Annotated in this window: 26 protein-coding genes; 14 read left to right on the forward strand and 12 right to left on the reverse strand. The window is 74.3% G+C overall.

The window, feature by feature from the left end; translation table 11 throughout:
* The first annotated feature begins 33 nt into the window (after positions 1-33).
* Both RMN56_RS08550 and RMN56_RS08555 read left to right on the forward strand, forming a co-directional pair.
* Positions 34-684 carry a hypothetical protein gene (locus RMN56_RS08550; protein ID WP_313723290.1) on the forward strand — a complete coding sequence of 217 codons (651 nt, stop codon included), beginning with the start codon at positions 34-36 and terminating at the stop codon, positions 682-684.
* 162 nt (positions 685-846) lie between these two features.
* Positions 847-1,674 (forward strand): HAD family hydrolase, encoded by an 828-nt coding sequence (locus tag RMN56_RS08555; RefSeq protein WP_313723291.1) that lies wholly within the window; start codon positions 847-849, stop codon positions 1,672-1,674.
* A 36-nt stretch (positions 1,675-1,710) separates the two neighbouring features.
* Here the strand turns inward: RMN56_RS08555 and RMN56_RS08560 are convergent, their stop codons facing one another.
* The 4 genes from RMN56_RS08560 to RMN56_RS08575 form a co-directional block, all read right to left on the reverse strand.
* Positions 1,711-2,430 carry a GAF and ANTAR domain-containing protein gene (locus RMN56_RS08560; protein ID WP_313723293.1) on the reverse strand — a complete coding sequence of 240 codons (720 nt, stop codon included), beginning with the start codon at positions 2,428-2,430 and terminating at the stop codon, positions 1,711-1,713.
* A gap of 183 nt (positions 2,431-2,613) precedes the next feature.
* Entirely contained in the window at positions 2,614-3,279 is a 666-nt protein-coding gene (locus RMN56_RS08565; RefSeq protein WP_313723294.1) for a hypothetical protein, read from the reverse strand.
* A 49-nt stretch (positions 3,280-3,328) separates the two neighbouring features.
* Positions 3,329-4,402: a fatty acid desaturase family protein gene (locus RMN56_RS08570; protein ID WP_313723295.1), complete on the reverse strand. Its 1,074-nt coding sequence runs from the start codon at positions 4,400-4,402 to the stop codon at positions 3,329-3,331.
* Complete coding sequence (locus tag RMN56_RS08575) at positions 4,399-4,572, reverse strand: hypothetical protein (protein ID WP_313723296.1); 174 nt, start codon at positions 4,570-4,572, stop codon at positions 4,399-4,401. Before RMN56_RS08575 ends, RMN56_RS08570 begins: the two co-directional genes overlap by 4 nt.
* Positions 4,573-5,093: 521 nt before the next feature.
* Here RMN56_RS08575 and RMN56_RS08580 point away from each other — a divergent pair.
* The 4 genes from RMN56_RS08580 to RMN56_RS08595 all read left to right on the forward strand — a co-directional run bounded on the left by RMN56_RS08580 (position 5,094) and on the right by RMN56_RS08595 (position 7,491).
* Positions 5,094-5,411 (forward strand): LapA family protein, encoded by a 318-nt coding sequence (locus RMN56_RS08580; protein WP_313723297.1) that lies wholly within the window; start codon positions 5,094-5,096, stop codon positions 5,409-5,411.
* Between the two features lie 3 nt (positions 5,412-5,414).
* Entirely contained in the window at positions 5,415-5,975 is a 561-nt protein-coding gene (locus tag RMN56_RS08585) for a DUF5994 family protein (protein WP_313723298.1), read from the forward strand.
* 162 nt (positions 5,976-6,137) lie between these two features.
* Positions 6,138-7,319 carry a low temperature requirement protein A gene (locus tag RMN56_RS08590; RefSeq protein WP_313723299.1) on the forward strand — a complete coding sequence of 394 codons (1,182 nt, stop codon included), beginning with the start codon at positions 6,138-6,140 and terminating at the stop codon, positions 7,317-7,319.
* A 37-nt stretch (positions 7,320-7,356) separates the two neighbouring features.
* Positions 7,357-7,491, forward strand: coding sequence for a hypothetical protein (locus RMN56_RS08595; RefSeq protein ID WP_313723300.1), 135 nt, complete (start codon positions 7,357-7,359; stop codon positions 7,489-7,491).
* Between the two features lie 34 nt (positions 7,492-7,525).
* Here the strand turns inward: RMN56_RS08595 and RMN56_RS08600 are convergent, their stop codons facing one another.
* From RMN56_RS08600 to RMN56_RS08615, 4 genes are all read right to left on the reverse strand, one after another.
* On the reverse strand, positions 7,526-8,392 hold the full coding sequence (locus RMN56_RS08600; protein ID WP_313723301.1) for a MauE/DoxX family redox-associated membrane protein: 867 nt from the start codon (positions 8,390-8,392) through the stop codon (positions 7,526-7,528).
* 126 nt (positions 8,393-8,518) lie between these two features.
* Entirely contained in the window at positions 8,519-9,115 is a 597-nt protein-coding gene (locus RMN56_RS08605; RefSeq protein WP_107078617.1) for a cell wall protein, read from the reverse strand.
* Between the two features lie 16 nt (positions 9,116-9,131).
* Positions 9,132-9,542 carry an RlpA-like double-psi beta-barrel domain-containing protein gene (locus RMN56_RS08610; protein WP_262287428.1) on the reverse strand — a complete coding sequence of 137 codons (411 nt, stop codon included), beginning with the start codon at positions 9,540-9,542 and terminating at the stop codon, positions 9,132-9,134.
* A gap of 128 nt (positions 9,543-9,670) precedes the next feature.
* Positions 9,671-10,699: a DUF4331 family protein gene (locus RMN56_RS08615; RefSeq protein ID WP_313723304.1), complete on the reverse strand. Its 1,029-nt coding sequence runs from the start codon at positions 10,697-10,699 to the stop codon at positions 9,671-9,673.
* Positions 10,700-10,976: 277 nt separating this feature from the next.
* Between RMN56_RS08615 and RMN56_RS08620 the strand changes: the two genes are divergently transcribed.
* Entirely contained in the window at positions 10,977-12,191 is a 1,215-nt protein-coding gene (locus RMN56_RS08620; RefSeq protein WP_313723305.1) for an MFS transporter, read from the forward strand.
* The gene (locus tag RMN56_RS08625) at positions 12,188-13,348 is read left to right on the forward strand and encodes a low temperature requirement protein A (protein ID WP_313723306.1); all 1,161 of its coding nucleotides are present in this window, start codon (positions 12,188-12,190) and stop codon (positions 13,346-13,348) included. The genes RMN56_RS08620 and RMN56_RS08625 overlap by 4 nt, the downstream gene beginning before the upstream one ends.
* On the opposite strand, the gene RMN56_RS08630 is transcribed toward RMN56_RS08625, so the two are convergent.
* Positions 13,315-14,430 (reverse strand): magnesium and cobalt transport protein CorA, encoded by a 1,116-nt coding sequence (locus RMN56_RS08630; protein ID WP_313723307.1) that lies wholly within the window; start codon positions 14,428-14,430, stop codon positions 13,315-13,317. The two genes, RMN56_RS08625 and RMN56_RS08630, sit on opposite strands and share 34 nt — an antisense overlap.
* A 270-nt stretch (positions 14,431-14,700) precedes the next feature.
* Between RMN56_RS08630 and RMN56_RS08635 the strand changes: the two genes are divergently transcribed.
* Together RMN56_RS08635 and RMN56_RS08640 are read left to right on the forward strand one after the other, a co-directional pair.
* Positions 14,701-15,162: an STAS domain-containing protein gene (locus RMN56_RS08635; RefSeq protein ID WP_313723308.1), complete on the forward strand. Its 462-nt coding sequence runs from the start codon at positions 14,701-14,703 to the stop codon at positions 15,160-15,162.
* Positions 15,163-15,383: 221 nt separating this feature from the next.
* Positions 15,384-16,094 (forward strand): GAF and ANTAR domain-containing protein, encoded by a 711-nt coding sequence (locus tag RMN56_RS08640; RefSeq protein ID WP_313723309.1) that lies wholly within the window; start codon positions 15,384-15,386, stop codon positions 16,092-16,094.
* A gap of 14 nt (positions 16,095-16,108) precedes the next feature.
* Here the strand turns inward: RMN56_RS08640 and RMN56_RS08645 are convergent, their stop codons facing one another.
* A complete protein-coding gene (locus RMN56_RS08645) occupies positions 16,109-16,324 on the reverse strand; it encodes a hypothetical protein (protein WP_229791389.1) in 216 nt (71 codons plus the stop codon).
* A 113-nt stretch (positions 16,325-16,437) separates the two neighbouring features.
* Between RMN56_RS08645 and RMN56_RS08650 the strand changes: the two genes are divergently transcribed.
* The 3 genes from RMN56_RS08650 (at position 16,438) to RMN56_RS08660 (ending at position 18,581) form a co-directional block, all read left to right on the forward strand.
* A complete protein-coding gene (locus RMN56_RS08650) occupies positions 16,438-17,187 on the forward strand; it encodes an Fpg/Nei family DNA glycosylase (protein ID WP_313723310.1) in 750 nt (249 codons plus the stop codon).
* Between the two features lie 129 nt (positions 17,188-17,316).
* A complete protein-coding gene (locus tag RMN56_RS08655) occupies positions 17,317-18,072 on the forward strand; it encodes an SAM-dependent methyltransferase (RefSeq protein ID WP_313723311.1) in 756 nt (251 codons plus the stop codon).
* Positions 18,073-18,155: 83 nt separating this feature from the next.
* Positions 18,156-18,581: an ATP-binding protein gene (locus tag RMN56_RS08660; protein WP_313723312.1), complete on the forward strand. Its 426-nt coding sequence runs from the start codon at positions 18,156-18,158 to the stop codon at positions 18,579-18,581.
* Between the two features lie 99 nt (positions 18,582-18,680).
* On the opposite strand, the gene RMN56_RS08665 is transcribed toward RMN56_RS08660, so the two are convergent.
* A complete protein-coding gene (locus RMN56_RS08665; RefSeq protein ID WP_313724682.1) occupies positions 18,681-19,661 on the reverse strand; it encodes an aldo/keto reductase in 981 nt (326 codons plus the stop codon).
* 41 nt (positions 19,662-19,702) lie between these two features.
* Positions 19,703-20,455 carry a DUF3152 domain-containing protein gene (locus tag RMN56_RS08670; protein ID WP_376787313.1) on the reverse strand — a complete coding sequence of 251 codons (753 nt, stop codon included), beginning with the start codon at positions 20,453-20,455 and terminating at the stop codon, positions 19,703-19,705.
* Positions 20,456-20,694: 239 nt separating this feature from the next.
* On the opposite strand from RMN56_RS08670, the gene RMN56_RS08675 reads away from it, so the two are divergent.
* Entirely contained in the window at positions 20,695-21,888 is a 1,194-nt protein-coding gene (locus RMN56_RS08675; RefSeq protein WP_313723314.1) for a DUF2786 domain-containing protein, read from the forward strand.
* The last annotated feature ends 94 nt before the right edge of the window (positions 21,889-21,982 follow it).

The raw sequence follows: 21,982 nt of genomic DNA on the forward strand, positions 1-21,982 counted from the left end.
ATGAACCGTCCACATCCGTCACCGGGAGAACTCGTGAACCGCACCCTGCCTGTCTGCCGCGCGAGATGGCGCGACGTCCACGACATCGTCGAACTCGTCGCCGGCCCCTTCGCCGACAGCGCCACCGGCGCCTGGCTGGTGCCCGACGACCGCCGCCGCCGGGACGTGCTCACCGCCGTCGTCCGCGTCTGGACCGAACACGCTCTCCTCTCCGGCGAGGCGTACCTCTTGCAGGATCATTCCGCTGCCGCGGTCTGGCTCCACCAGTACGGGCCCACCCCCGCGCCCACCGGGTACGGCGAGCGCCTCGCCGTCGCGTGCGCCGACCACCTGGACCGCTTCCTCCAGCTCGACGACGTCCTGCGCGCGCACCGGCCCGCCGAGCCTCACAACCACCTGGCGTTCTTCGCGGTCACCGCACAGCCGCACCGGATCAGGCGCGCCACCGCCCTGCTGGCCGCCAGCAACGCCCGGATGGGTCAGGCCCGGCTCCCCACCTACACGGAGGCGAACACCCCGCCGGAGCGGGACCTGTACGCCCGCCACGGCTACGTCGCCCACCAGCCCTTCACGCTCCCCGACGGCACCACCACCTACCCGATGTGGCGGAGTCCGGGGCTGCGGCAGCCCGGGCGCAACCCCGCCAGGCCGGCGATCTGCCCGTACGCGGCCATGTCGGCATAGGCGGGCGGCGCGACCTCGGGACGCACTGCGGGCAGGGTGCGCTCCGGAGCATCATGGGGCGGGCGCGCCGCCACCAGCGGCCACGGCCGGCCCACCAGCTCCTGCCGCGGCGGGCACCGCGCCCGCCGGCCGGGACCCGTCCCCGCTCCCGAGGAGCCCCTCGTGATCCAGTTCTCCGACGTCGACCTGTCCGCGGTGCGGGTGCTGCTGTGCGACGCCGACGGCAACCTCTTCCCGTCCGAGGAGCCCGCCTTCGCCGCCTCGGTCGAGGTGGCCAACGCGTTCCTGGCCGCGTACGGGATGCCCGGCACCCTCACCGCCGAGCAGCTGCGTCTCGGCTCCACCGGCAGGAACTTCCGCACCACGGCCGTGGACCTCTGCCTCGCCTCCGGCGTACCCGTCGAGGCCGCCGTCGCCGGCGGGCGCCCGGAGGCGGTCGTCGCGCCGGGCCCGACCCTGGCCGGCCGCCCGGTGCTGACCGCCGCCGCGCTGGAGCACTGGGTGGCCGAGGAGAAGGCCCGGGTCAGCGCCCACCTCGGCGACGTGCTGCGGCCGGACCCGGAGGTGCGGGACGTGCTCGGCACGCTCGCCCCGCACCTCACGCTCGCCGCGGTGAGCAGCAGCGCGGGCAGCCGGTTGGCGGCCTGCTTCCGCGCCACCGGGCTGGCCGGGCTCATCCCGGTGGAGCGGCGCTACAGCGCCGAGGACTCGCTGCCCGTACCCATCGGCAAGCCGGACCCGGCGATCTACCTGCACGCCGGGCGGGAGCTGGGCTGCGGTGGCGCCGAGGGCCTGGCCGTGGAGGACTCGGTGCCCGGCGTGCGGTCCGCCGTGGCCGCCGGCTTCCCCACCGTCGGCAACGTGATGTTCGTACGCGAGGCGGAACGTGCCGACCGGATCGAGGCACTGCGCCGGGCCGGCGTCGTCGCCGTGGTCGCCTCGTGGCGCGAGCTCGCCGAGCTGCTGTTGCCGGCGGTCGGCGCCCCCTGACCGGCCCGCCACCCCCGCGCGGGGACGTGACGCGGGTCAGGCTCGCCGGTCGGGATTGCGTGCGGCGCTCGCCACCAGCGCCTCGGCGACCTCGCGGACCTTGCGGTTGCTGTCCTGGGACAGCCGCGACAGCAGCGCGAACGCCTCGTCCGGTGAACAGCGCCGTTCGGCCATGATGATCCCCTTGGCCTGCTCTATGACCGCCCGGCTCCGCGTCGCCGCGCGCATCTGCTCGGACAGGGCGGCGGCGCTGTCGTACAGGTGGGCGTTGGCCAGCGCCACGGCGGCGTACGCGGCGAAGCCCTCCGCCGTCGCGATGGCGTCCTGGTCGAAGGCGTGCGCCTCGCCGCCGTAGACGTTGAGAGCTCCGACGACCGCCTCCTGGAGCGGCAGCCCGATGGACAGTGAGCTGCCGACGCCGGCGGAGCGGGCCCGGCCCGCCCATTCGGGCCACCGCGGCTCGGCCGACATGTCCGGGACGGAGATCGAGGAAGCGCCGACCGAGGCGTCCACGCAGGGGCCCCGGCCGTGGTCGTACTGCCACTGGTCGAGGTTGCGGGCGATCTCGTCGGTGGCCACGAGGGACCGGCCGTCGGCGCCGCGGAACAGGCTCACCGTCAGCCTTCTGGCTCCCGGGATGCTCCGGGTGGCCAGCTCCGCGATCCGGCCCAGCATGTCGTCGAGGCTCGTCTCGTCCAGCCTGATCCGGCCCAGTTCGGCGAAGGCGTCCTCGGGGTCCTCGCTCGGCTGTGTCATGGGAGATCCTTGTCGGCCGGCGTACGCCGGCGGCTCGGGAGTTTCGGTTGGGGGGTGCCGCCCGGGGCGTGCGACTGACGTCCCCCGGCGGGACGGCCGGAAAACCCTTCGCGCGAGACAGTTCATCGACCCGCGGGCCGGCCGCGACGGATCCGGCGGCGGGAGGTGTAGCGCCGGTTGCGGTCAGGCGGGACCGCCACCCCCGCCCCGCCGTCGCAGTCTCCGCCTCACCCGGAACCCGACGGCGCGGGCGCCGGACACGGTCCGGGCGAGATGGCGCCTGTTCTCGTGGACGTACGCCGAGATCAACGCGACCAGGAAGCCCAGTCCCGTGAGCCAGGCGAGCCACTCCCCGACCGAGGCCAGCAGCGGCAGGGTCACGAACAGGCAGACGAACCCGGACAGCGGGAAGACCAGTTGCAACCCGAACTCGTACAGCAGGGACCGGGCGTCCCTCTGCTGCGCGTAGAAGTCGTCCCACCGGAAGACCCGGTCGTCCCCGGAGCACTGCACGGCGATGGGCCGCAGCACGTCGCGGGTGTACCGGTTCGCCGCCTCGCGGTCACGCCGGCGCCGCAGGATGGTGATCCCCGAGGTCGCCGCCAACACCGGAACCGCGAGCAGCAGGCGCGGATCGGCCCGGTTCGCCACCACGAACCCGAGGATCACGGCCACCACGGTCAGGTACGCGCCGACCAGGGCGTGCGACGCGGCGGATTTCTGCGCCATGACGGCCCGGATCGCGGTGTACTCCGCGACGACCAGGTTGGTGCGGTTGTCGACGCGAGCAGCGGTCGTTTCGTCGCCCGGTGGAGCACCTCTCGGACGGGCCAGGTCATTCCACCTCACGCGTCGATGATGGCAACCCTCCACAAGGGCCCGACCGACCGGCCGCCGGTCACCGGCCGCGGGCGGGTCGCTCGCGGGAGCCGACGTCGTCCAGGTGGCGCAGCGCTTCCGCCCAGGAGCGGCCCAGGGTGGTCTCGTGGTAGTCGAGGTCGTGCTCGGCGCAGAACCGCCGGATCAACGGCTGGGCATGACGCAGGCTGGGACACGGCATGCTCGGGAACAGGTGGTGTTCGATCTGGTAGTTCAGCCCGCCCAGCGCGATGTCGACGAACCTCCCGCCCCGCACGTTGCGGGAGGTGAGCACCTGCCGCCGCAGGTAGCCGAGGTTGTCGTCGGCACCGAGGATCGGCATGCCCTTGTGGTTGGGAGCGAACGAGCAACCGAGGTAGAGGCCGAGCACACCCTGGTTGATCAGGATGAACGCGACGGCCTGCGCCGGGCTCAGGACCAGGAACACGGTGGTGAGGTAGCCGCCCAGGTGCAGGACCAGCAGCCCGGCCTCGACGGGCCGGCGCGCGAGTGGGCGCCGGCGGAGGACGGCTCGCACGCTGTTGCCGTGCAGGTGCAGGCCCTCCAGGAGGAGCAGCGGGAAGAACAGGTACGCCTGGTGACGCACGAACAGCGCGGCGAGGCCACGCCGTCGCCGGGCCTGGTCGGCCGTGAAGGACAGGGGCGCCACCCCGATGTCCGGGTCCCTGCCCTCGGTGTTCGGATGGGCGTGGTGTCGGTTGTGCTTGTCCACCCACCAGCCGTAGCTGATCCCGGTCAACAGGTTGGCGTGCAGGAGGCCGATCAGGTCGTTGGCCCGTCTCGAGCCGGCGATCTGCCGGTGACCGGCGTCGTGGCCGATGAAGCCGGCCTGCGCGAAGACCACCGCGAGGGCCACCGCGACCAGGAGCTGCCACCACGACTCGCCCCACCGGACGAACAGGGCCCACAGTCCGGCATAGCAGCCGACGACGAGGCCGATCCGCACCGCGTAGTGGCCGCGCCGCCGTTCGAGCAGGCCCGCCGCGCGGATCTGCCGGGACAGGTCGGCGTAGTCGCTGCCGCGGTCGGGGTCTCGCGGCCGCGCCGCGGCAGGTGCCCGCCGGGCCACCGGTGCGGGCGGGGGGACCGTCACGGGGACTGCGTGTCGGCCAGGTCGGCCGGATCGAGCCGCAGCGTGGCGAACAATCCGGTGTGCTCGTCGGGGTTCACCCGTTCCGGTAGCTCGCGCTCGACCCAGTCGGCCCTGACCTGCTGGCCGCGTTCGCGAAGAAGACTGACGATCCTGTGCCGGGCGATCCGCATCGGGTGCTCCCTGGTAGCGCCGCCCGGAAGGGTCATGCTCGGTGGTGGCAGTGGCCACCGGGGACCCGGGCGACATCCTCACCGTACGCCTCCGGGGAGCGCATCCGCACCTGGTCGAGGGCGACTGCCAGCGGCTCCCGTGGATCGGCACACCGGGAGAGGCGTACGCTGAGGGTATCGCTCGGGACTCCGGTGACGGACGGTCCGCTGACGGCGGACGTCCCACCGATCGGGGCCACTGCGTCACCCCCCGCCGCCCATTTAGCAGCCCGGTCGCCGACTCCACGTCGCGTCCCCGGCCGGCAGCTCCCCCGCACCGGCTCGCCGGGCAGCGACAGTCCGTCGCAGGCCCGCCCTCACCCGACCGCCCGCGCCGGCCCACGCCGGCACCGGGTACGTCGGGCACCATCGGAAGGCGGCGGTTCGTGATGACCGCACCCCGGAACAGGCCCGTCCCACTCTTCACCGCCAACGGCCACGACGGCCCGGCGGCTGCTCGTCCGACCTTCCGTCGTCCCCCGGTGAAGCGATCGCGGATCGGGGAGCTGTGGGTCGTCGCCGTGGTGTTCGCGATCGTGCTCCTGCTGCTCATGATCTTCGTGTTGCAGAACGGGCAGCGCGCCGAGGTGACGTTCCTCGGCGCACACGCCGCCCTGCCGGTCGGTGTGGCGCTGCTGTTGGCCGCGATCATCGGGGTGCTGCTCGTCGCCCTTCCCGGCACCGCCCGGATCGTGCAGCTGAGGATGCGTCAACGCCGGCGCGCCACGGCGGTCCCCGGGTCGCCCGCTCCCGGCCCGACCGGTTCGCCGACGACCGGCGCCGTCCACCGGGAGGGCTGACCCATGTCCGTCACCCGGCAACGCGGCACCGCGAGCCCCCCGTCCGTGCCCACCGCGCCCCGGCTCGTCCTCGCCACCGATCGGGCGGGGTCGGTCCTCGACGGCGCCTGGTGGCCCCGGTCCTGGGACCCGGTCACCGAACTTCCGGGTCTCGTCCTCGCCTTGGCGGAACGCCACGGTCGGATCCGGCACATCATGCTCAACATCGACGCCTGGGACAGCCGGTTCCGCCGGTTGGCCGTCGGACCGGACCTGGTCCGGCTCGGCTGGTTCGACACCCTCGATCCCGCCGTGCTGGTTGCCACCACCGGCGGGGACATCCAGGTCGACCTGCTCATCGTGCCGCCCGCCACGGCAGCGGCCGCAGCCCAGCAGGCGATGGCGGCCGCCGCCGACCCGACCAACGTCAGGCGCGCGCCGGACATCCTGGCCGCCCTGCGGGTGCCACCGGCCCCGAGGGCCAGCGGCGGCGCCGACGCGCGCGCGGTGTGGGACAACGAGGGCGGTGGCGGCGGGGTCGCCGCGACGGGCGGCGGGGCACGGGGTGGCCCGGACCGCGACTGACCGGCGCGGGCCGGGTGCACGGCCCGCGTTCCCGGCCCGCTGAGGCCGACGCTCGCCTAGTGTCGACCTGGGCAGCCGGCCGCGTCCGACGCGCCCGGTTCCGGCCGGTCGCGCACCGCCGCCGAGTCCCGCACGACGCCGGAGTCAGCAGACGGGCCCCTGATGACGATCGACCGAGCGGTGGGGTTGTCCCGCGCAGACGGTGGACCCCAGCGGGCGACCCTGCTGGAGCTGTTCCTCGATCTGGTGTTCGTCGCCGCGCTCGCCCTGACGTCACGATCGTTGGCCCAGCGTCTCGACGCGGTCGGGGTCTTCCAGACCGTCGTGCTGCTCATGGCGATCTGGTGGGTCTGGTCCGTCACCGCGCTGACCACCGACCTCTACAACAGGCAGCAGCCGCCCATCTTCGCCATGACGCTCTGGGTCATGCTCGGGACCATCCTGATGGCCGGCACGCTGCCCGAGGCCTTTGCCGACCACGCCCTGACCTTCGCGGGCGCCTACGTGGCGATTCACCTGGGCCGAGGCATCTTCCTGGTCGCCGCGCTGCAGGGCCGGACGGCGCGGATGCACGCCAGCCGGTTCATCTTCTGGTTCGTCCTGTCCGCCGTACCGTGGCTCGCCGGCGGTCTCGTGGCCGGCTGGGCGCGAGGTGTGCTGTGGACCGCCGCACTCGCCGTCGACTACGGGTCGGCCGCGCTCCGTTATCCCACCCCTCGGATCGGGAAGGTGCCCGCGTCCCAGTACCGGGTGGCGGCCGACCATCTGGCGGAGCGCTACCAGCAGTTCTTCACTCTGGCCCTCGGTGACCTCATCCTCGTCACCACCCTGACCTACGCCGACCACGACGTGACAGCCGGCCGGACGGCGGCGCTCCTGGTCGCGTTCGCCGCCACCGTGCTGCTGTGGCAGATCTACGTCCACCGCGCCGGATCCCTGCTGCAGGCCACCATCGAGTCGGCCCGGGACCCGGGCGGGTTCGTCCGGTCCGCACCCAACACCCACCTGGTCATGGTGGCCGGCGTGGTCGCCGCCTCCGCCGGTTTCGAGGTGGCCATCGCCCACCCCGCCGAGCCCACCGTGCCCTGGCTGGCCGGCGTCATCTTCGGCGGGCCCGCGTTGTTCCTGACCGGCCGGGCCCGGTTCGAGTACGAGGTGTTCAGCCGGGTGTCGCCGTCCCGGCCGGTCGCTTTCCTCGTGCTGGCGGTCGCGGCACCGGTCCTCCTGGGTGAGCCCGCGCTGGTGGCCGGCCTCGCCGCCACCGTCGTGCTGGCCGGGGTCGCCGTCGCCGACGCCGTCCGGGCCTCCGGGAACCCACCCGAGTCACCAGCGCCCTCCATGTAGCGGGGAGCTGCCACCGCGTGACCTCGCGCTGCGGCGGGTGGACGGGCGGGAGGCCGACGTCACCACGGTGGTGGACGACTCGGCCAGCACCTACCGGTGCGAGCTGGTGATCCGCTTCGACGGGGACGACGGGTCGTGGGGCGAGGAGTCCTTCGTCCGCAGTCCGGCGTGACGGGACCACCGGGGCCGGTGGTCCCGTCCGCCCGTCACGCGGGCACCACGTCGAGCCGCGGGCCCGCGGGTCGCCCGGCCCCGGCCAGGGCCAGCAGGGTCTGCCCGGTGGCGTCGTCGACGACGGCGACCCGTACCGCGTCGGGCCCGCCGTCGACCAGCGGGACGGCGAAGACCGCGGTGGCCGGCCGGCCCTGGTAGCGCGCGGCGTGGCCGACGAAGCGCCACTCGCCGTCGTCCCAGTGCTCGCGGACGTCGGAGCGGAGCAGCGGCGCGATCCGCCGGTAGGGGTCGCTGAGCTGGACCTGCTGCACGGTGGCGAGCAGCGGCAGCCCGGTGCCGCCGCGCAGCGGGTTGGTCAGCCGGGCGCGCAGCCGGCGCAGCGGCAGCAGCCAGCCGGCGTCCAGTTCGGGGGACAGCGCCACCATGGCCGCCGCCTCGGCGAGCAGCACCACGCCGCCGGCCAGGGGACGGTCGGTGAGCGCGGCCAGCCACGCGCCGGTGGCCACGGTGGCCAGCCCGGCCGCCGCCACGAGCAGCGCGGCCCGGCCGAGGCTGCGGCCGGAGACCGGGGTCGGGCGGCTGCTCAGGCAGCCGCACGAGGAGGTCGGGGCGGTTCGGCGGGCGTACGTCAGGTAGCCGAGGAAGCCGACGGCCACGGCGGTCGCGGCGGCGGTCTCCAGCCGCAGGGCGGGCGGCAGCAGGAGGAGCGCGCCGAGGATCAGCTCGACGGCCCCGAGCAGCCGGTACGCGGGCAGCAAGCGGTGTTCCCCGACCAGGCGGACGAGCGCGGACCGCCGGGCGACCGTGGCGGCGTGCCGGTTCAGGAGCTTCACGCGGGCGGACCAGATCAGCACCGCGCCGACGACCAGCGGTTGCAGCGCCGCGATCATGTCGATCATGGGTTCTCCCCTCGGGTGGGCCGACGGGTGACGCCGGGGCGGCCGGCTGGGGCGGGCCGCCCTGCGACGGCTCCAGTTCGCCGCGGCCGACGTGGCGCCGCGATCTGGAGCCGTCGGGCGTACCGGTCAGGCGGCGGCGTAGACGGTGGCGATGTCGATCTCGTTGGTGTCCGGGTGCCAGGCGCCGAGCACCTGGACGTGCCGGCCCACGCGGAGCAGGGACAGGTCGCTGATGGCCGGTGTGCCGTTGTAGACCGCGGCGGAGCGGCCGGGCACGACGTGGGCGACGATTCGTTGACCCTTGTGGTCGAGGTGGAGCAGGTTGCGGCCGACGGCGGCGATGTGCGCGTGCAGGTTGACGATGTTCACCCACACCGAGTCGGCGGCCAGTGTGCCGTCGGGCAGGCGGACGCCGCGGGCGTAGAGCCCATCGCCGATGGCCACCTGGTCGAACGTGGTCGGGTGCAGTTTCCAGATGCTCGTGCCGTCGGTGATCCGGATCGAGTGCAGCACGGTGTCGGATCCGGTGACCAGCAGCAGGTGGCCGGAGATCTTGCTGATCCGGCCCTCGACGAAGTTCGGGTCGGGGGCGCCGGGCTCGACGGTCGCCGGCTCGGCGGCGAAGGCCGCCTCGGGGGCGAGCGAGCCGAGTCCGGTGGCGCCCACCACGCCGCCGAGCGCGGCGGTGGCGAGGAGGCGACGGCGGTCCAGGGTCTGCGGCATGACGGTTCCCTCCCGTTCAGACGGTGTCGACCGAGCAGGGCCGCAGCCCCACGGAGAGACTGCCGATCGCGCTGAACGCCGCGGGCGTCAGGTCGATGATCCGGTTGCTGCCGCAGGCCGAGCCGCAGCAGGTGCGCTCGCCGCAGAACAGGTCCGTCTGCGGGCCGCAGTCGGCGATGGTGGTGCCGACCCGGGCGCCGTTGCAGCGGTTGGTGGTGTAGTGGCGGAAGCCGCAGGTCCGCCGGCTCATGCTGAGGCCGCAGGTGTCCGGGTGGGTGATGGCCCAGCACGCGTCCGAGGTGTTCGGCCAGGCGTGCTGGTAGTTGCCCGACCTGCAGGTGCCGCAGGCACCGCCCCCGGCGGTGCCGCACGGTCCCCAGGCGGTGCCGCAGCAGAACCAGGACACCTCGCCTTGGATGGCCGCCATGGATACCTCCTTCCCGATCGTTGATCGACAACGATGGATGTCGATATAGATGGCGATTGTTATGACAGAAACCATCTACGTCAACAGGGAGGGCGAAGATTTCCTACAGGCGGGAACCGCTCAGCGGGTCACTTGCCGGCGGGCACCACGTACGGGAAGGAGGCGGCGCGGGCGTCCTTGGCGACCTCGGGGGTGAGGCCGGAGGTCATGCCGGTGTTCAGCACCAGGGAGAACATCACCTCGGGCACGTTGTCGGCCATGGTCCGCCCGTTGCGGCCCGCGAACCCGTAGTTCGCCGGGGTGCCGACCTGGTAGGACAGCAGGTCCGGGTAGAGCTCCCGGGCCACGCTCCAGCCGTACGCGCCCGGGTCCGGCGCGGTGCCGTTGGCCGCCACCACCCGGGCGACGGTCGACGCGATCTCCTCGCCGTCGGCCCGCAGGTCCTCGCAGGGGTGGCGGGTGTTGGCGGGGTTCGAGAAGTCGGTGTCGGTGGGCCAGAAGATCGGCCACATCATCGGGTGGCCGGCACGGTTGATCTGGCGCCATCCGCCCGCGTCGGTGGCCAGCTTGGTGGCCGCCCAGACGCCGATGCGGGTGCCGGCGGCGAACATCGGCTCGTCCCGGGACACCTCCAGCACGATCGAGTCGACGGTGGTGCCGGCGAAGGTGTTCTTCGCGTTCTCCGGCCGCCAGGCGGAGCGGTCCAGCCGGGCGCCGTTCTTGAAGGCGTCGTTGACCGTGGCGAGCTGGTCCAGGTCGATGTAGAAGGGGTCGGTGATCCGCCCGGCCCAGACCCGCAGGTTGCCGCCGGTGACCTCCTCCCCGGTGCGGCCCTGGGCGACCACCGTGCCGGTGGCGCCGTCGTCGTAAGCCTCGGCGCCGGTGAGGGCGTGCACGGTGAGATCCTGCCGGCCCTGGCCGTCGAGCTCACCGAAGGCCACCCGGTAGGTCAGCTGCTCCATCTCGCTGCCGTCGACGTGCACCTTGAACTCGTACCGCGCCTCATGGTGGAAGCCGGGCTTGATGTCGGCGCGGGTCACCGAGCTGTTGACGTCCATCGCCAGGACGGTTCCGCGCTCGCCGTCGAAGACGAAGAGGTCGTCGAGGTAGAGCTGGCCGCTCTGGGCGGCGAGCGGGGTGTCGAGGTGGTGCGACATGACTGTCTCCCGGGTCAGCGGCTGGGCACGGCAGGCCCGAGCGTATCCGGGCATAAAGGCGCAAAGGCTACGAATGGCAACTTTCCGCCGGACGCCCGGGTGGGTTACCGTCGGCGGGTGATCCCGGTGGAGGCCACGGCGGCCGCGTACGCCCAGTGGCTCACCCCTGCCCTGCCGCTCTACGGCAACGACCACGAGCGGGCCGACTTCGCTCCCTGAGGCGCCCGGCACCGGACGCCCCCACTTCCCTCTCACGTCGCACCGGGAGCGATGCCCCATGTCCGTCGACAGTTCCGGGATCCGGGCGGTGCTGCGCGCACCCCAGGTCCTCCGGGTCCTCCTCAGCAGCCAGGTCGGCCGGCTGCCCACCGCCAGCGGGCCGCTGGCCCTGCTCCTCTTCGCCCGCCAGTCGCTGAGCCTGGCCGCCGCCGGCCTGCTGGTGGCCGCGTACACCGCCGGGATGGCCGTGGGCACGCCGCTGCTCGCCCGGGCGGTGGACCGCTGGCGGCAGCCGCCCGTGCTGTGGGCCGCCGCGGTCCTCTCCGGCCTCGGGTTCGGCGCCGTGGCGCTGACCGGCGGGCACCTCACCGGCGCCGTGGTCGGGGCGGCGGTGGCCGGGCTCGGCACGCCGCCGCTGGAGGCGTGCCTGCGTACCCTCTGGCCCGCCCTGCTCCCGCCCGGCACGGTGCCCACGGCGTACACGCTGGACATCGCCGTGCAGGAGGTGATCTTCGTGGTCGGCCCGCTGGTCACCCTCCTCGCGGTGACCCTGGCCGGCCCGCCCGCCGGCCTGGTCTCCGCCGGGGTGCTGCAGCTCGCCGGCACCGCGGCGTACGCGCTCAGCCCCGCCGTCCGCGCCTGGCGCGGCGTGCCGGCGGCGCGGCACTGGGCCGGCCCGCTGCGCGTACCCCGGTTCAGCGTGCTGATGGCCGGCGTGGTCGGCGTCGGTGCGGCGGTCGGCAGCATCGCGGTGGCGGTGACCGGCTACGCCGAAGCGGCCGGCGACCGTCGGCTCAGCGGCTGGCTGCTCGCGGCGCAGGCGGCCGGCGCCCTGGCCGGTGGCCTGCTCTACACCCGGGCCCGCCCGGGTGGGCCCGGGCGGCTGCCACTGCTGGCCGCCGCGCTCACGGTCGGCTTCCTGCCGTTGCTGATCGCCCCCGGCCCGGTCCCGATGGCCGGCCTGCTCATGGTCAGCGGGCTCGCGCTGCCACCGCTGCTGACCGCCATCTTCCTCACCGCCGAGCGGCTCGCCGAGCCCGGCACCGTGGCCGAGGCGTTCGCCTGGGTGAGCACGGCGTTCGTGGTGGGCAGCGCCGCCGGCTCCGCGCTCGCCGGCCCGCTCGTGTCGACCGACCTCCGGTACGGCCTGGCGGTGGCCCCGGCCGCCGCGCTGCTCGGCACGGTGGTGCTCGGGGCCGCCTCGCGCGGAGACGGGCGGCGGCCCGAGAAGGGCCCCGAGCCCGGGGCGGAGGTCTACGCTCGGTCCTCATGACACCCGCGCGTCCGGGGTCCGGCAACCCGGCGCCGGCCGACCGGGTGACCGCCGTGGAGGTCTTCTTCGACCTCGTCTTCGTCTTCACCTTGACCCAGCTCACTCAGGTGCTGGAGGAGGAGCTGACGCCGGCCGGGCTGGCCCGGGTGCTGCTGCTCTTCGGCATCCTGTGGTGGATGTTCGACGGCTACGTGTGGCTGGCCAACGCCGTGCCGCCCCGGCTGCCCGCCCAGAAGCTGCTGCTCTTCGTGGGGATGGTCGGCTTCCTGCTGGCCGCGGTCGCGGTGCCGGAGGCCTTCGACCACGCCGGGCTCCTGTTCGGCGTGGGTTACCTCGTGGTGATCGCCGTGCACCTGGCGCTGTTCAGCCAGGCCGGCATCGGTTCGGCGGTGCCCCGGCTCGCCGCGTACAACCTGGGGTCGGCCCTGCTGGTGCTGCTGGGCGGCCTCGTCGGCGGCACGGCCCGGTACGCGTGCTGGCTCGCGGCGCTCGCGCTCCAGTCGGTCGTCCCCTACCTGGTGCCCCGCTTCTCCTGGGTGCGCGTGCTACCCATGTTCCGGCTCGAGCCGGCGCACTTCGTCGAGCGGCACGGGCTCCTGGTGATCATCGCGTTGGGCGAGTCCGTGGTGGCGATCGGGATGGGTGTGGACACCGACCACCTCGGGGTCGGCACGGGGGCCGTCATCGCCCTGGCGCTGGCGCTGCCGGCGGCACTGTGGTGGACGTACTACACCGACACGCCGGCGGCGGAGGAGCGGCTGGCGGCGACCGGCCCGGAGCGGGCCCGGCTGTCCCTCCGGGTGGGCTTCGCCCACATCCCGCTGCTGCTGGGCATCGTGGTGACGGCGGCCGGCATCCACGCCACGGTGGCGCACCCGGGGGACCCGGCCGGCTGGCGCTCGGGCCTGGCGCTGGCCGGCGGCGTGGCGCTGTACCTGGCCGGGATCGTGAGCCTGCGCCGCACGCTGCACTCCGCCCCGGTGCTCAGCCGCCTGGTCACCGGCGTGGCCGTGCTCGCCACCGTCCCGGTCGGCACCCGGCTGAACGCCCGGGCCCAGCTCATCGCGGCGGTGCTGGTGCTGGTCGTCATGCTGCTGCTCGACCGGCGGCGGCCGAACCGGCCTCACAGCCAGCCGCGGCGCTTGAACAGCAGGTAGAGGGCGCCGCAGACGGCGGCCATCAGCGCGATGGCGAACAGGTAGCCGTACCGCCAGCCGAGTTCCGGCATGTGCGCGAAGTTCATTCCGTAGACCGTGCCGATCAGGGTGGGTGCGAACAGGATCGCCGCCCAGGCCGACACCCGCTTGATCTCCTCGTTCTGCTCGAAGCTGGCGGCGGTCAGGCTGCGCATCTCCTCGTTCTGCGCCTGCGAGACGAGCGTCGCGTTGACGGTGAGGATGTTCTGCAGCAGGTGCCGGAAGCCGTCCACCCGCTCGACGACCTGGGTGAGGTGGTCCGCCACGTCGCGCAGCCGGCGGCGCAGTTCCTCGCCGGTGCCGTACCGGTCGAAGCCGACGATGAGCGCGTCGACGACCTTCAGCAGCGGGCGGGCCGCCCGCTGGAACTGGATGACCTCCCGGCTCAGCGCGTAGATCCGGCGGCTGGCGTTGGGGTCGCCGCCGAACACCTCGGTCTCGATCTCGTCGATGTCGTTCTCCAGCCCGGCGACCACCGGGGCGTAGCCGTCGACCACCCGATCGAGCACCGCGTACAGGACGGCCTCGGGACCGAGCGCGAGGACGGCCGGATCCGCCTCCAGCCGCCGCCGGACGCCGGCCAGGTCGGGCGCGCCGCCGTGCCGGACGGTGATCACGAAACCCGGCCCGAGGAACAGGTGCACCTCGGCGAACTCGACCTCCTCGCGCGCGTCGACGTAGCGGGCGGCGCGCAGCACCACGAACAGGGTCTCGCCGTACCGCTCCAGCTTCGGCCGCTGGTGGGCGTTGATGGCGTCCTCGACGGCCAGCTCCGGGAGCTGGAACTCGGCGGCCAGCGAGTCGATCTGCTCCGCGCTCGGCCGGCACAACCCGATCCAGGCCATGGCCCGGTCGAGTTCCTGAAGGCAGGAGAAGGTGTCGGCGAGACTGATCGGTGAGGCGCGCCGCACCCCGTCGACGTAGACGCCGCTGTCGACCAGCCCGGCGGGCCGCTCCGGCTCCGCCGCGCCCCCGTGGGCGGCGTGCTCGTCGAGGCGGCGGCCGAACCCCTCCGACGGCGCCGGGAACCGGTTGTCCGCCATGCCCTCCCCCGCTCCTCGGCCGGCTCGCCGAGTCCCCCGCGACGACCGGGGCAAACCCGGGCGAAACGCCGCGCAGGTCGAGCGCGCCCGACCGGTCGCCGCGCGGCTGACCGCCGGCTCCGGCCTACCCCGCCGCCCCGGCTGGGGAATTGCCTCCGTGCGAGGTCGGGCGGGTGGGCGTAATCTTGCGACGGGTCAAGACATGCGCCCTTCGCCCGCTCACGGCCCTGGCCGCCGTGAGCGTCGCCGATCGCCACCATCGGAGGCGCCATGTCGGAGCACCCTCTGGAGCTGGGTCTCCACCGCCTGCCCGCAGTGTCCGGATCGTCGCGCGTGGACGAGGCCGCCATGTGGCTGACCTGCACGGCGCCGGGCGCCGTCACACGGATCAGCGTCGCCGGTGAGATCGACATGAGCAACGCCCACCTGCTCGTCGAATTCGTGGCGTCCCTCGCCCTCCCGCCGCCGGTCACGGTGGAGGTGGACCTCTCGGAGGTCACCTTCTTCTGCGCCCACGGCATCAGCGCGCTGCTACGGGCTCGGCGGCTGCTGGCCGACCTGGGTGGGCGGCTGACGCTGCGGGATCCGTCGCCGATCGTCCGCCGCGTCCTCGACATCACCGACGCGCAGGTCGAGTTGGAGATCGTCCCGGCGCCCTCCCGGCCCGGGCCGCCGGCGCGGCAACCGGTGCGCCCGCCGCCCGCCCGGCCATCGGCAACGGCGGCTCGGTGAGGGCACGCCGTGTCGCCGCCGGCCGCGCCGCGACGTAAAGTGTCTGTCCTGTAGGTGGCGTCCCGGGCCGGGGCGTCACGAGCGAGCGTCAAGAAGCGGCGCCGGCTCCCGATCCGTCCCGGATCGGTACAGCGGTCCGTGACCCGCGGGCCGCACCGCCACCTGCCGTCCCACTCGTTCCCGAGTCGACGGCGTCGCTTCGCACAAGGACGTCAGAGCTCATGCCGCAGGCCCACCTCGACCTCGCCGCAGCCTTGATCAGACTCGGGAGAATCAAGCACGACGAAGCCGACCTCGACGGGGTGTTGGCCAACATCGCCCAGGTCGCCAAGGAGGCGATCCCCGGCGCCGCGGAGGTCTCGGTCACCCTCATCCAGGGCACCGAGGCGTGCACGGCCGCCCACACGGGCGAGCTGGCGTTGACGCTGGACGAGTGGCAGTACGCGCAGGGTCGCGGCCCGTGCCTGGACGCCGCGACGACCGGCACCGCCATGCTCGTGCCGGACATGACGGCGGAGAGCCGCTGGCCGGAGTGGGCGGCCCGGGCACGCGAGGCGGGCGCGGCCAGTTCCCTGTCGATCGGCCTGCCGATCCAGGAGGCGATGGTCGGCGCGTTGAACCTCTACGGCGCCGTGCCGCGGGCGTTCGACGAGCAGATCGGGCTGGCGCAGACCCTTGCCGGCCACGCCGCCGTCGCGCTGGCCAACGTGCACCTCTACGAGAGCACCGCCACCCTGGCACAGCAGATGCGGGAGGCGATGCAGAGCCGCGCGGTGATCGAGCAGGCCAAGGGCATCATCATGGGCCAGCGCCGGTGCTCGGCGGAGGAGGCGTTCGCCATCCTGGCCCAGGTGTCGCAGGACTCCAACCGGAAGTTACGGGAGGTCGCCGAGTCGCTGGTCGACCGCGCGGTGAACGGGCCGCGGGACTGACCGGCCCGTCAGCGTCAGCGCCGCACCTCGCGCCAGCCGGCGCCGCTGCCGCGCCACGCCCCGGCCAGGATGCTCGCCGAGCCCCGGCTCGGGCACTCCTGAATCTTCGACCGGCCGGCGGCGCCGCCGATCTGGGCCTGCACCTCCCAGCGCTGCCCGTCGGTGCGGATGTAGACGTCGCGGCGCCCACGAGGGGCGCTCACCCCGTTCCACCAGTGCTCCTCGACCATCACGTGGTGACGGTATCTCAGCACCCGACCGGCCCGCACCTGCCGGTACGGCCGGATCCCCGGCTCAGCGGCCCCGGTCGTTTCCGTCCCGGTGCGCCGGGTACGCGCCGAACATGCCCGAGGGCCACCTCATCCACCGGTACGCGCGGGAGCAGCAGGATGCGCTCGCCGGGCGTGACGTCACCCTCTCCAGCCCGCAGGGCCGCTTCGACCCGGCCCCGTACCTCGATCGGCCGCTGCGGGCCGTCGAGGCGGACGGCAAGCACCTGCTCTACCACTTCCCCGACGCGCCCGCCCTGCACGTCCACCTCGGCATGCGGGGGCTGTTCCTGCGCTACGACGACCCGGCCGTGCCGCCCCGCCCCGGCACCCGGCTGCGGCTGGCCGGCCCGGCGGTGGCGTACGACCTCATCGCGCCCATCCGCTGCGAGCCGCTGCCGGCGGACGCGGAGCGCGCCCTGCGGGCCTCGCTCGGGCCGGACCCGCTGCGCGCCGACGCCGATCCGGCCGAGGCGGTCCGCCGGCTCACCGCGACCGGCGCGCCCGTGGGCGCGGCGCTGCTCGACCAGGCCGTCTGGGCCGGCATCGGCAACGCGTGGCGGGCCGAACTGCTCTTCCTGGCCGGGCTGGACCCGGACGCCCGGTCGGTCGGCGCCCCGGCGGCGGAGCGGCTGTGGCGCCTCGCCGTCGCCCACCTCGCGCTCGGCCGGGACCTGGGCCAGGTGGTCAGCGACCCGACCGCGCCGGACGAGCGGTGGGTCTACAAGCGGGAGCACTGCCGCCGCTGCGGCAGCCCGGTGCGGACCTGGCAGGTGGGCGGCCGGACCGCGTACGCCTGCCCGGTGGACCAGCCGGCCGGGTAATTCGGTTGGCGGCCGGCGGGCCGGTGGCTAGCCTCCCGCCAACGTCACTCCGACTGCCTGAAGAGGGTGTTTTGGTGCCCGTGCCGAGCGCTTCCCGTCTCGTTCCGACCTCCGCACCCTTCCCCTGGAGTGACCGCTTTGGATCTGCCACGTAGCTTCACCATCCGCGAGGGCGACCTCCGGATCCTCAACCCGTTCGACGACGCCAAGCTCGCCACCCTCGGCCGGGCCATCAAGCTCCGGCCCGGCGCGTCGATCCTCGACCTGTGCAGCGGCAAGGGCGAGCTGCTCTGCACCTGGGCCCGGGACCACGGCGTGACCGGCACCGGGGTGGACATCAGCACCGCCTTCACCGCCGCCGCCCGGGCGCGCGCCGCCGAACTGGGCGTCGCCGACCGGGTCCGGTTCGTGCACGGCGACGCCGCGACCCACGTACCGGAGCAGCGCGTCGACCTGGCCGCCTGCGTCGGGGCGACCTGGATCGGCGGGGGTGTGCCCGGCACCCTGGAGATCCTGGAACGCGCCCTGCGCCCCGGCGGCATGGTCCTGGTGGGCGTGCCGTACTGGCGGCGCGACCCGCCCGACGAGGAGACGGTGACCGGGTGCCACGCCCGGTCCCGGGACGAGTTCCGGGACCTGCCCGGGCTGGTCGGGCTCTTCGGCGAATGCGGCTGGGACCTGGTCGAGATGGTTCTCGCCGACCAGGACAGCTGGGACCGGTACGCCGCCGCGCACTGGCTCAACCTGCGCCGCTGGCTGGACGCGAACCCCGGCGACGAACTGGCTGGGGAGCTGCGCCGGGAGCTGACCGAGGACCCGCTGCGGCACGTCCGCTACCGGCGGGACCACCTGGGCTGGGGCGTCTTCGCCCTGCTCCGCCGCTGAGCGGCCGGGCCGGCTCCCGGCGTCGACCCGGGAGCCGGCCCGCACCGGCTTAGCGGCCGGCTACGCAGGGTAAGGCGCTGTTCATGGGACAGCTGCGCACGTCGCCACCGCCGCCACAGGCCACCGAGCTGGAGCAGTGGGTGCTCGACACGGCCGAAGGGCTGCGGGGCCTGCGGGCCTCGCTGCGCGAGGCGCTGACCCGGCACGGCCTGGTCCAGGGCGAGGACCTCGACGAGGTGCCCCACCTGGTGGTGCTCGTCGCCACCGAGCTGGCGACGAACGCGCTGCGGCACGGCCGGCCGCCGACGATCGTCACGCTGCTCGCGGCCGACGACTGCTTCCTGCTCGACGTGGCGGACCACGACCTCGGCACCGTCCCGGGTCTGGGGGACATCCACCCGCTCGACTCGGGCGGCCGCGGGCTGATGCTGGCCGAGTCGGTCTCGCTCGCGGTCGGGTGGTACGCCACCGACGAGACCAAGAACATCTGGGCCTCGTTCCCGCGTTGACCCGTCACGAATTGCTGAACACGTTGTTCTCCACTTGATGGAGCTGCTTACACCGTCCGCAGTGGACGACTCGGACGACACCTCGGGCGGCCGCCGCCGCTACCGGAACCCCGCGACCGGATGCGGGACGTAGGGCGCCTCCAGGGCGGCCACCTCCTCGTCGGTCAGCTGCAGCTCCAACGCGGCCACCGCGTCGGTCAGGTGGTGCGGCTTGGTCGCGCCCACGATCGGCGCGGTCACCGCCGGGTTGCGGGCCACCCAGGCCAACGCCACCTGCGCCCGCGGCACGTCGCGCGCCCGCGCGATCCGGGTCACCGCGTCGACCACGGCGCGGTCGTTCTCCTCGGTACGCGCGTACAGCGCGCGGCCGAACTCGTCCGTCTCCGCCCGCGCGGTGTGCTCCCCCCAGTCCCGGGTCAGCCGACCCCGGGCCAGCGGGCTCCACGGGATCACCGCGACGCCCTGGTCGAGGCAGAGCGGCAGCATCTCCCGCTCCTCCTCCCGGTAGAGCAGGTTGTAGTGGTTCTGCATCGAGACGAACCGGGTCCAGCCGTGCCGCTCGGCGGCCCAGAGAGCCTTGGCGAACTGCCATGCGTACATCGACGAGGCGCCGAGGTAGCGGACCTTGCCGGCACGGACCAGGTCGTGCAGGGCCTCCAGGGTCTCCTCGATCGGCGTGGTCGGGTCGAGCCGGTGGATCTGATAGAGGTCGACGTAGTCGGTGCCCAGCCGGCGCAGGCTCGCGTCGATCTCACTCATGATGTGCTTGCGGGACAACCCGCCCCGGTTCGGTCCGGGACCCATCCGGCCGTGCACCTTGGTGGCGATCACCACTTCGTCGCGGCGCGCGAAGTCCCTCAGCGCCCGACCGACGATCTCCTCGCTGGTGCCGTCGGAGTAGACATTGGCGGTGTCGAAGAAGGTGACCCCCAGCTCCAGCGCCTGCTGAATGAAGGGGCGGCTCTCCTGCTCCGGCAGCGACCAGGGATGCCCGCCGCGGCTCGGCTCGCCGTAGCTCATGCAGCCCAGGCAGAGCCGGGACACCTCGAGGCCGGTGGACCCGAACTTCACGTACTCCATGCGGTCCATCTCACCACCGGCGGGCGCGCGCCGCAGGCCGGTCAGTCCTCCGCCGGGATCGGGTCGTCGTACTGGCCCGAGGGGCCGCTGTGCACGGCGCCGCCGACGCGGGGCCAGGCGTTCGGGAGGCACCCGTGCAGGCCGAGCGTCTGCTGTTCCATCACCGGCGCCGGGCCGCCGGCCCGGGGGCACAGTTCGTGGCCCCGGCCGAGCCGGTGCCCCACCTCGTGGTTGAGCAGGTACTGCCGGTAGAGGGCGAGGTCGGAGAACTGCGGCACGCCGTGCACCCAGCGGGCCACGTTGATCACCACCTGGTCGCCGTTGCGGCAGGAGGTGTAGTGGTCGGTGGTGTCGGCGCAGAGCCGGCCCCGGGTCACCGGCGTGGTCAGCAGCACGGTGAAGTCGGCGGGATCGTCGCGCCCCACCCGTTGCAGCCGCCACCGGCCGCCACCGGTCCAGCCGCGCGGATCGGCAAGCGTCACGGCCACCTCCCGGGCGAACCGCTCCACGTCCACGTTGTCGATGCCGCCCTCCACGGCGACCCGGTAGCGGAGCAGCTCACCGCCGCGGCCGGCCACCGCCCCGACGCCGGTGGCGGTGCGGAACCGGCCCGTACCCCGGTCCGGATAGCCGATGCCCGGCGGCACCCGGCCGGCGGCCGGCACCGGCGGCGCGGCGGGCGTGGTCACCGCCGGGCGGGCGGGCCCGGCGGGCCGCACGCCGGCCGCGACCAGCAGGTCCGGGTGACGCCGGGCCGCGTACCCGGCGAGGCCGGCCGCGGCCAGCAGCACCACCAGCGCCAGGATGCCGGCGCGGGACGGCCGCCGCCGGTGCAGACCCCGGTCCCGCCTGCCCCGCCCGCCCACGTCGTTCTCCGTTCGTCGCGCCCGCCCCCGATCCGGTCAGGAGTACGGACGCCGGGCCCGGACGGATGAACGGTGAGCGCGGTCACCGGTCGGGGCGGTGCCCGCGCCGGTACCGTTCGTTCCCGGGTGCGCCACCCCGCCACCTGCCGCCAGAGAGGGAGCCACCCGTGCCGGATGCCGACCAGGTGCTCGCCGACGCCCTCGCGGCGGCCCGCGGCACCGACGTGCGCGCGGCCGAGCGGGCCCTGGACCGGCTGATCGTCGGCGACCCGCCGGCCGTGGACGCGGCGCTCCTCACCCGGCTGACCCGCGGCGTGGCGCGGCTCTGGCCGCGCGGCTGGCAGCCGGTGGACCTGGAACGGATCGCCACCCGCCGGCTGACCCCGCGCGGCGCCCGGCTGCTCCGGGACGTGCTGGCCGCCCAGCGGCGCGCGATGCCCGACCCGGTCCCCTCCTGGTTCGACGACCAGCTCGCCGAGCTGGGCGCGCGGTGGGACGGCGACCGGGGCTGGCTGGACCGGCGCGCCGAGGGCGACCGGATCAGCGCGCTGCGGGACGCGGTCGACGCGCTCGCGCTGGTGGCGGGGCTGCCGCCGATCGCGGTGCTCCGCCCGCCGCCCGGCGGACCGGCCGCCGCCGGGCGCCCGACCGCCCCGGCCGGCGGCTCGCGGATGCTGGACCGGGTACGCGCGCTGCTGGCCAAGGCCGAGTCGACCACCTTCCCCGCCGAGGCGGAGGCGCTCACCGGCAAGGCGCAGGAGCTGATGGCCCGGCACAGCATCGACGCCGCCCTGCTCGACGCCGCCGCCGAGCGACCCGACCGGCCCGGTGGCGTGCGGCTCGGCACCGACGCCCCGTACGCCGCGGCGAAGGCGCTGCTCATCCAGGAGGTGGCGGCGGCCAACCGCTGCGAGTCGATCTGGTCCGACGACCTCGGCTTCGCCACCGTGCTCGGCTTCCCGGCCGACCTGGCCGCCGTCGAACTGCTGCACACCTCGCTGCTGGTGCAGGCCACCGCCGCGATGCTGCGCGGCCGGGGCGAACGCCGCACGGGCCGCGGCCGGCGCACCAAGGGCTACGACGAGTCGTTCCTCAACGCGTTCGCGCTACGGATCGGGGAGCGCCTGCGGGCGGCCACCGCGACGGCGGCCGAGGAGCGGGCCGACGACCGGCTGCTCCCGGTGCTCGCCGCCCGCTCGGACGCCGTCAAGGAACGGGTCGACCAGCTCTTCCCCGGCGTGACGCGGCACCGGCTCCAGGTCCGCGACGCAGAGGGCTGGACCTCGGGCACCACGGCCGCCGACCGTGCCTCCCTCGACGCCGGCGCCCCGACGCGCCGCCCGTTGCGCGGGGGCCGCTGACTTTTCCTCCGGGAAGATGTCGGATCAGGCGAGCCGGCTCCGACCCGTCTGCGAGAGGCGCCACCGCCGGTGGCCCCGACCCGAGGAGTACACC

This window comes from Micromonospora halotolerans (genome assembly GCF_032108445.1).
Taxonomy (GTDB): Bacteria; Actinomycetota; Actinomycetes; order Mycobacteriales; family Micromonosporaceae; genus Micromonospora; species Micromonospora halotolerans.

Coding starts and splice junctions, on each gene's coding strand:
- RMN56_RS08560 (WP_313723293.1), bottom strand. CDS start 2,430: ATGACACAGCCGAGCGAGGACCCCGAGGACGCCTTCGCCGAACTGGGC.
- RMN56_RS08575 (WP_313723296.1), bottom strand. CDS start 4,572: ATGCGGATCGCCCGGCACAGGATCGTCAGTCTTCTTCGCGAACGCGGC.
- RMN56_RS08585 (WP_313723298.1), top strand. CDS start 5,415: ATGTCCGTCACCCGGCAACGCGGCACCGCGAGCCCCCCGTCCGTGCCC.
- RMN56_RS08590 (WP_313723299.1), top strand. CDS start 6,138: ATGACGATCGACCGAGCGGTGGGGTTGTCCCGCGCAGACGGTGGACCC.
- RMN56_RS08600 (WP_313723301.1), bottom strand. CDS start 8,392: ATGATCGACATGATCGCGGCGCTGCAACCGCTGGTCGTCGGCGCGGTG.
- RMN56_RS08605 (WP_107078617.1), bottom strand. CDS start 9,115: ATGCCGCAGACCCTGGACCGCCGTCGCCTCCTCGCCACCGCCGCGCTC.
- RMN56_RS08610 (WP_262287428.1), bottom strand. CDS start 9,542: ATGGCGGCCATCCAAGGCGAGGTGTCCTGGTTCTGCTGCGGCACCGCC.
- RMN56_RS08615 (WP_313723304.1), bottom strand. CDS start 10,699: ATGTCGCACCACCTCGACACCCCGCTCGCCGCCCAGAGCGGCCAGCTC.
- RMN56_RS08620 (WP_313723305.1), top strand. CDS start 10,977: ATGTCCGTCGACAGTTCCGGGATCCGGGCGGTGCTGCGCGCACCCCAG.
- RMN56_RS08625 (WP_313723306.1), top strand. CDS start 12,188: ATGACACCCGCGCGTCCGGGGTCCGGCAACCCGGCGCCGGCCGACCGG.
- RMN56_RS08630 (WP_313723307.1), bottom strand. CDS start 14,430: ATGGCGGACAACCGGTTCCCGGCGCCGTCGGAGGGGTTCGGCCGCCGC.
- RMN56_RS08635 (WP_313723308.1), top strand. CDS start 14,701: ATGTCGGAGCACCCTCTGGAGCTGGGTCTCCACCGCCTGCCCGCAGTG.
- RMN56_RS08640 (WP_313723309.1), top strand. CDS start 15,384: ATGCCGCAGGCCCACCTCGACCTCGCCGCAGCCTTGATCAGACTCGGG.
- RMN56_RS08645 (WP_229791389.1), bottom strand. CDS start 16,324: ATGGTCGAGGAGCACTGGTGGAACGGGGTGAGCGCCCCTCGTGGGCGC.
- RMN56_RS08650 (WP_313723310.1), top strand. CDS start 16,438: ATGCCCGAGGGCCACCTCATCCACCGGTACGCGCGGGAGCAGCAGGAT.
- RMN56_RS08660 (WP_313723312.1), top strand. CDS start 18,156: ATGGGACAGCTGCGCACGTCGCCACCGCCGCCACAGGCCACCGAGCTG.
- RMN56_RS08665 (WP_313724682.1), bottom strand. CDS start 19,661: ATGGAGTACGTGAAGTTCGGGTCCACCGGCCTCGAGGTGTCCCGGCTC.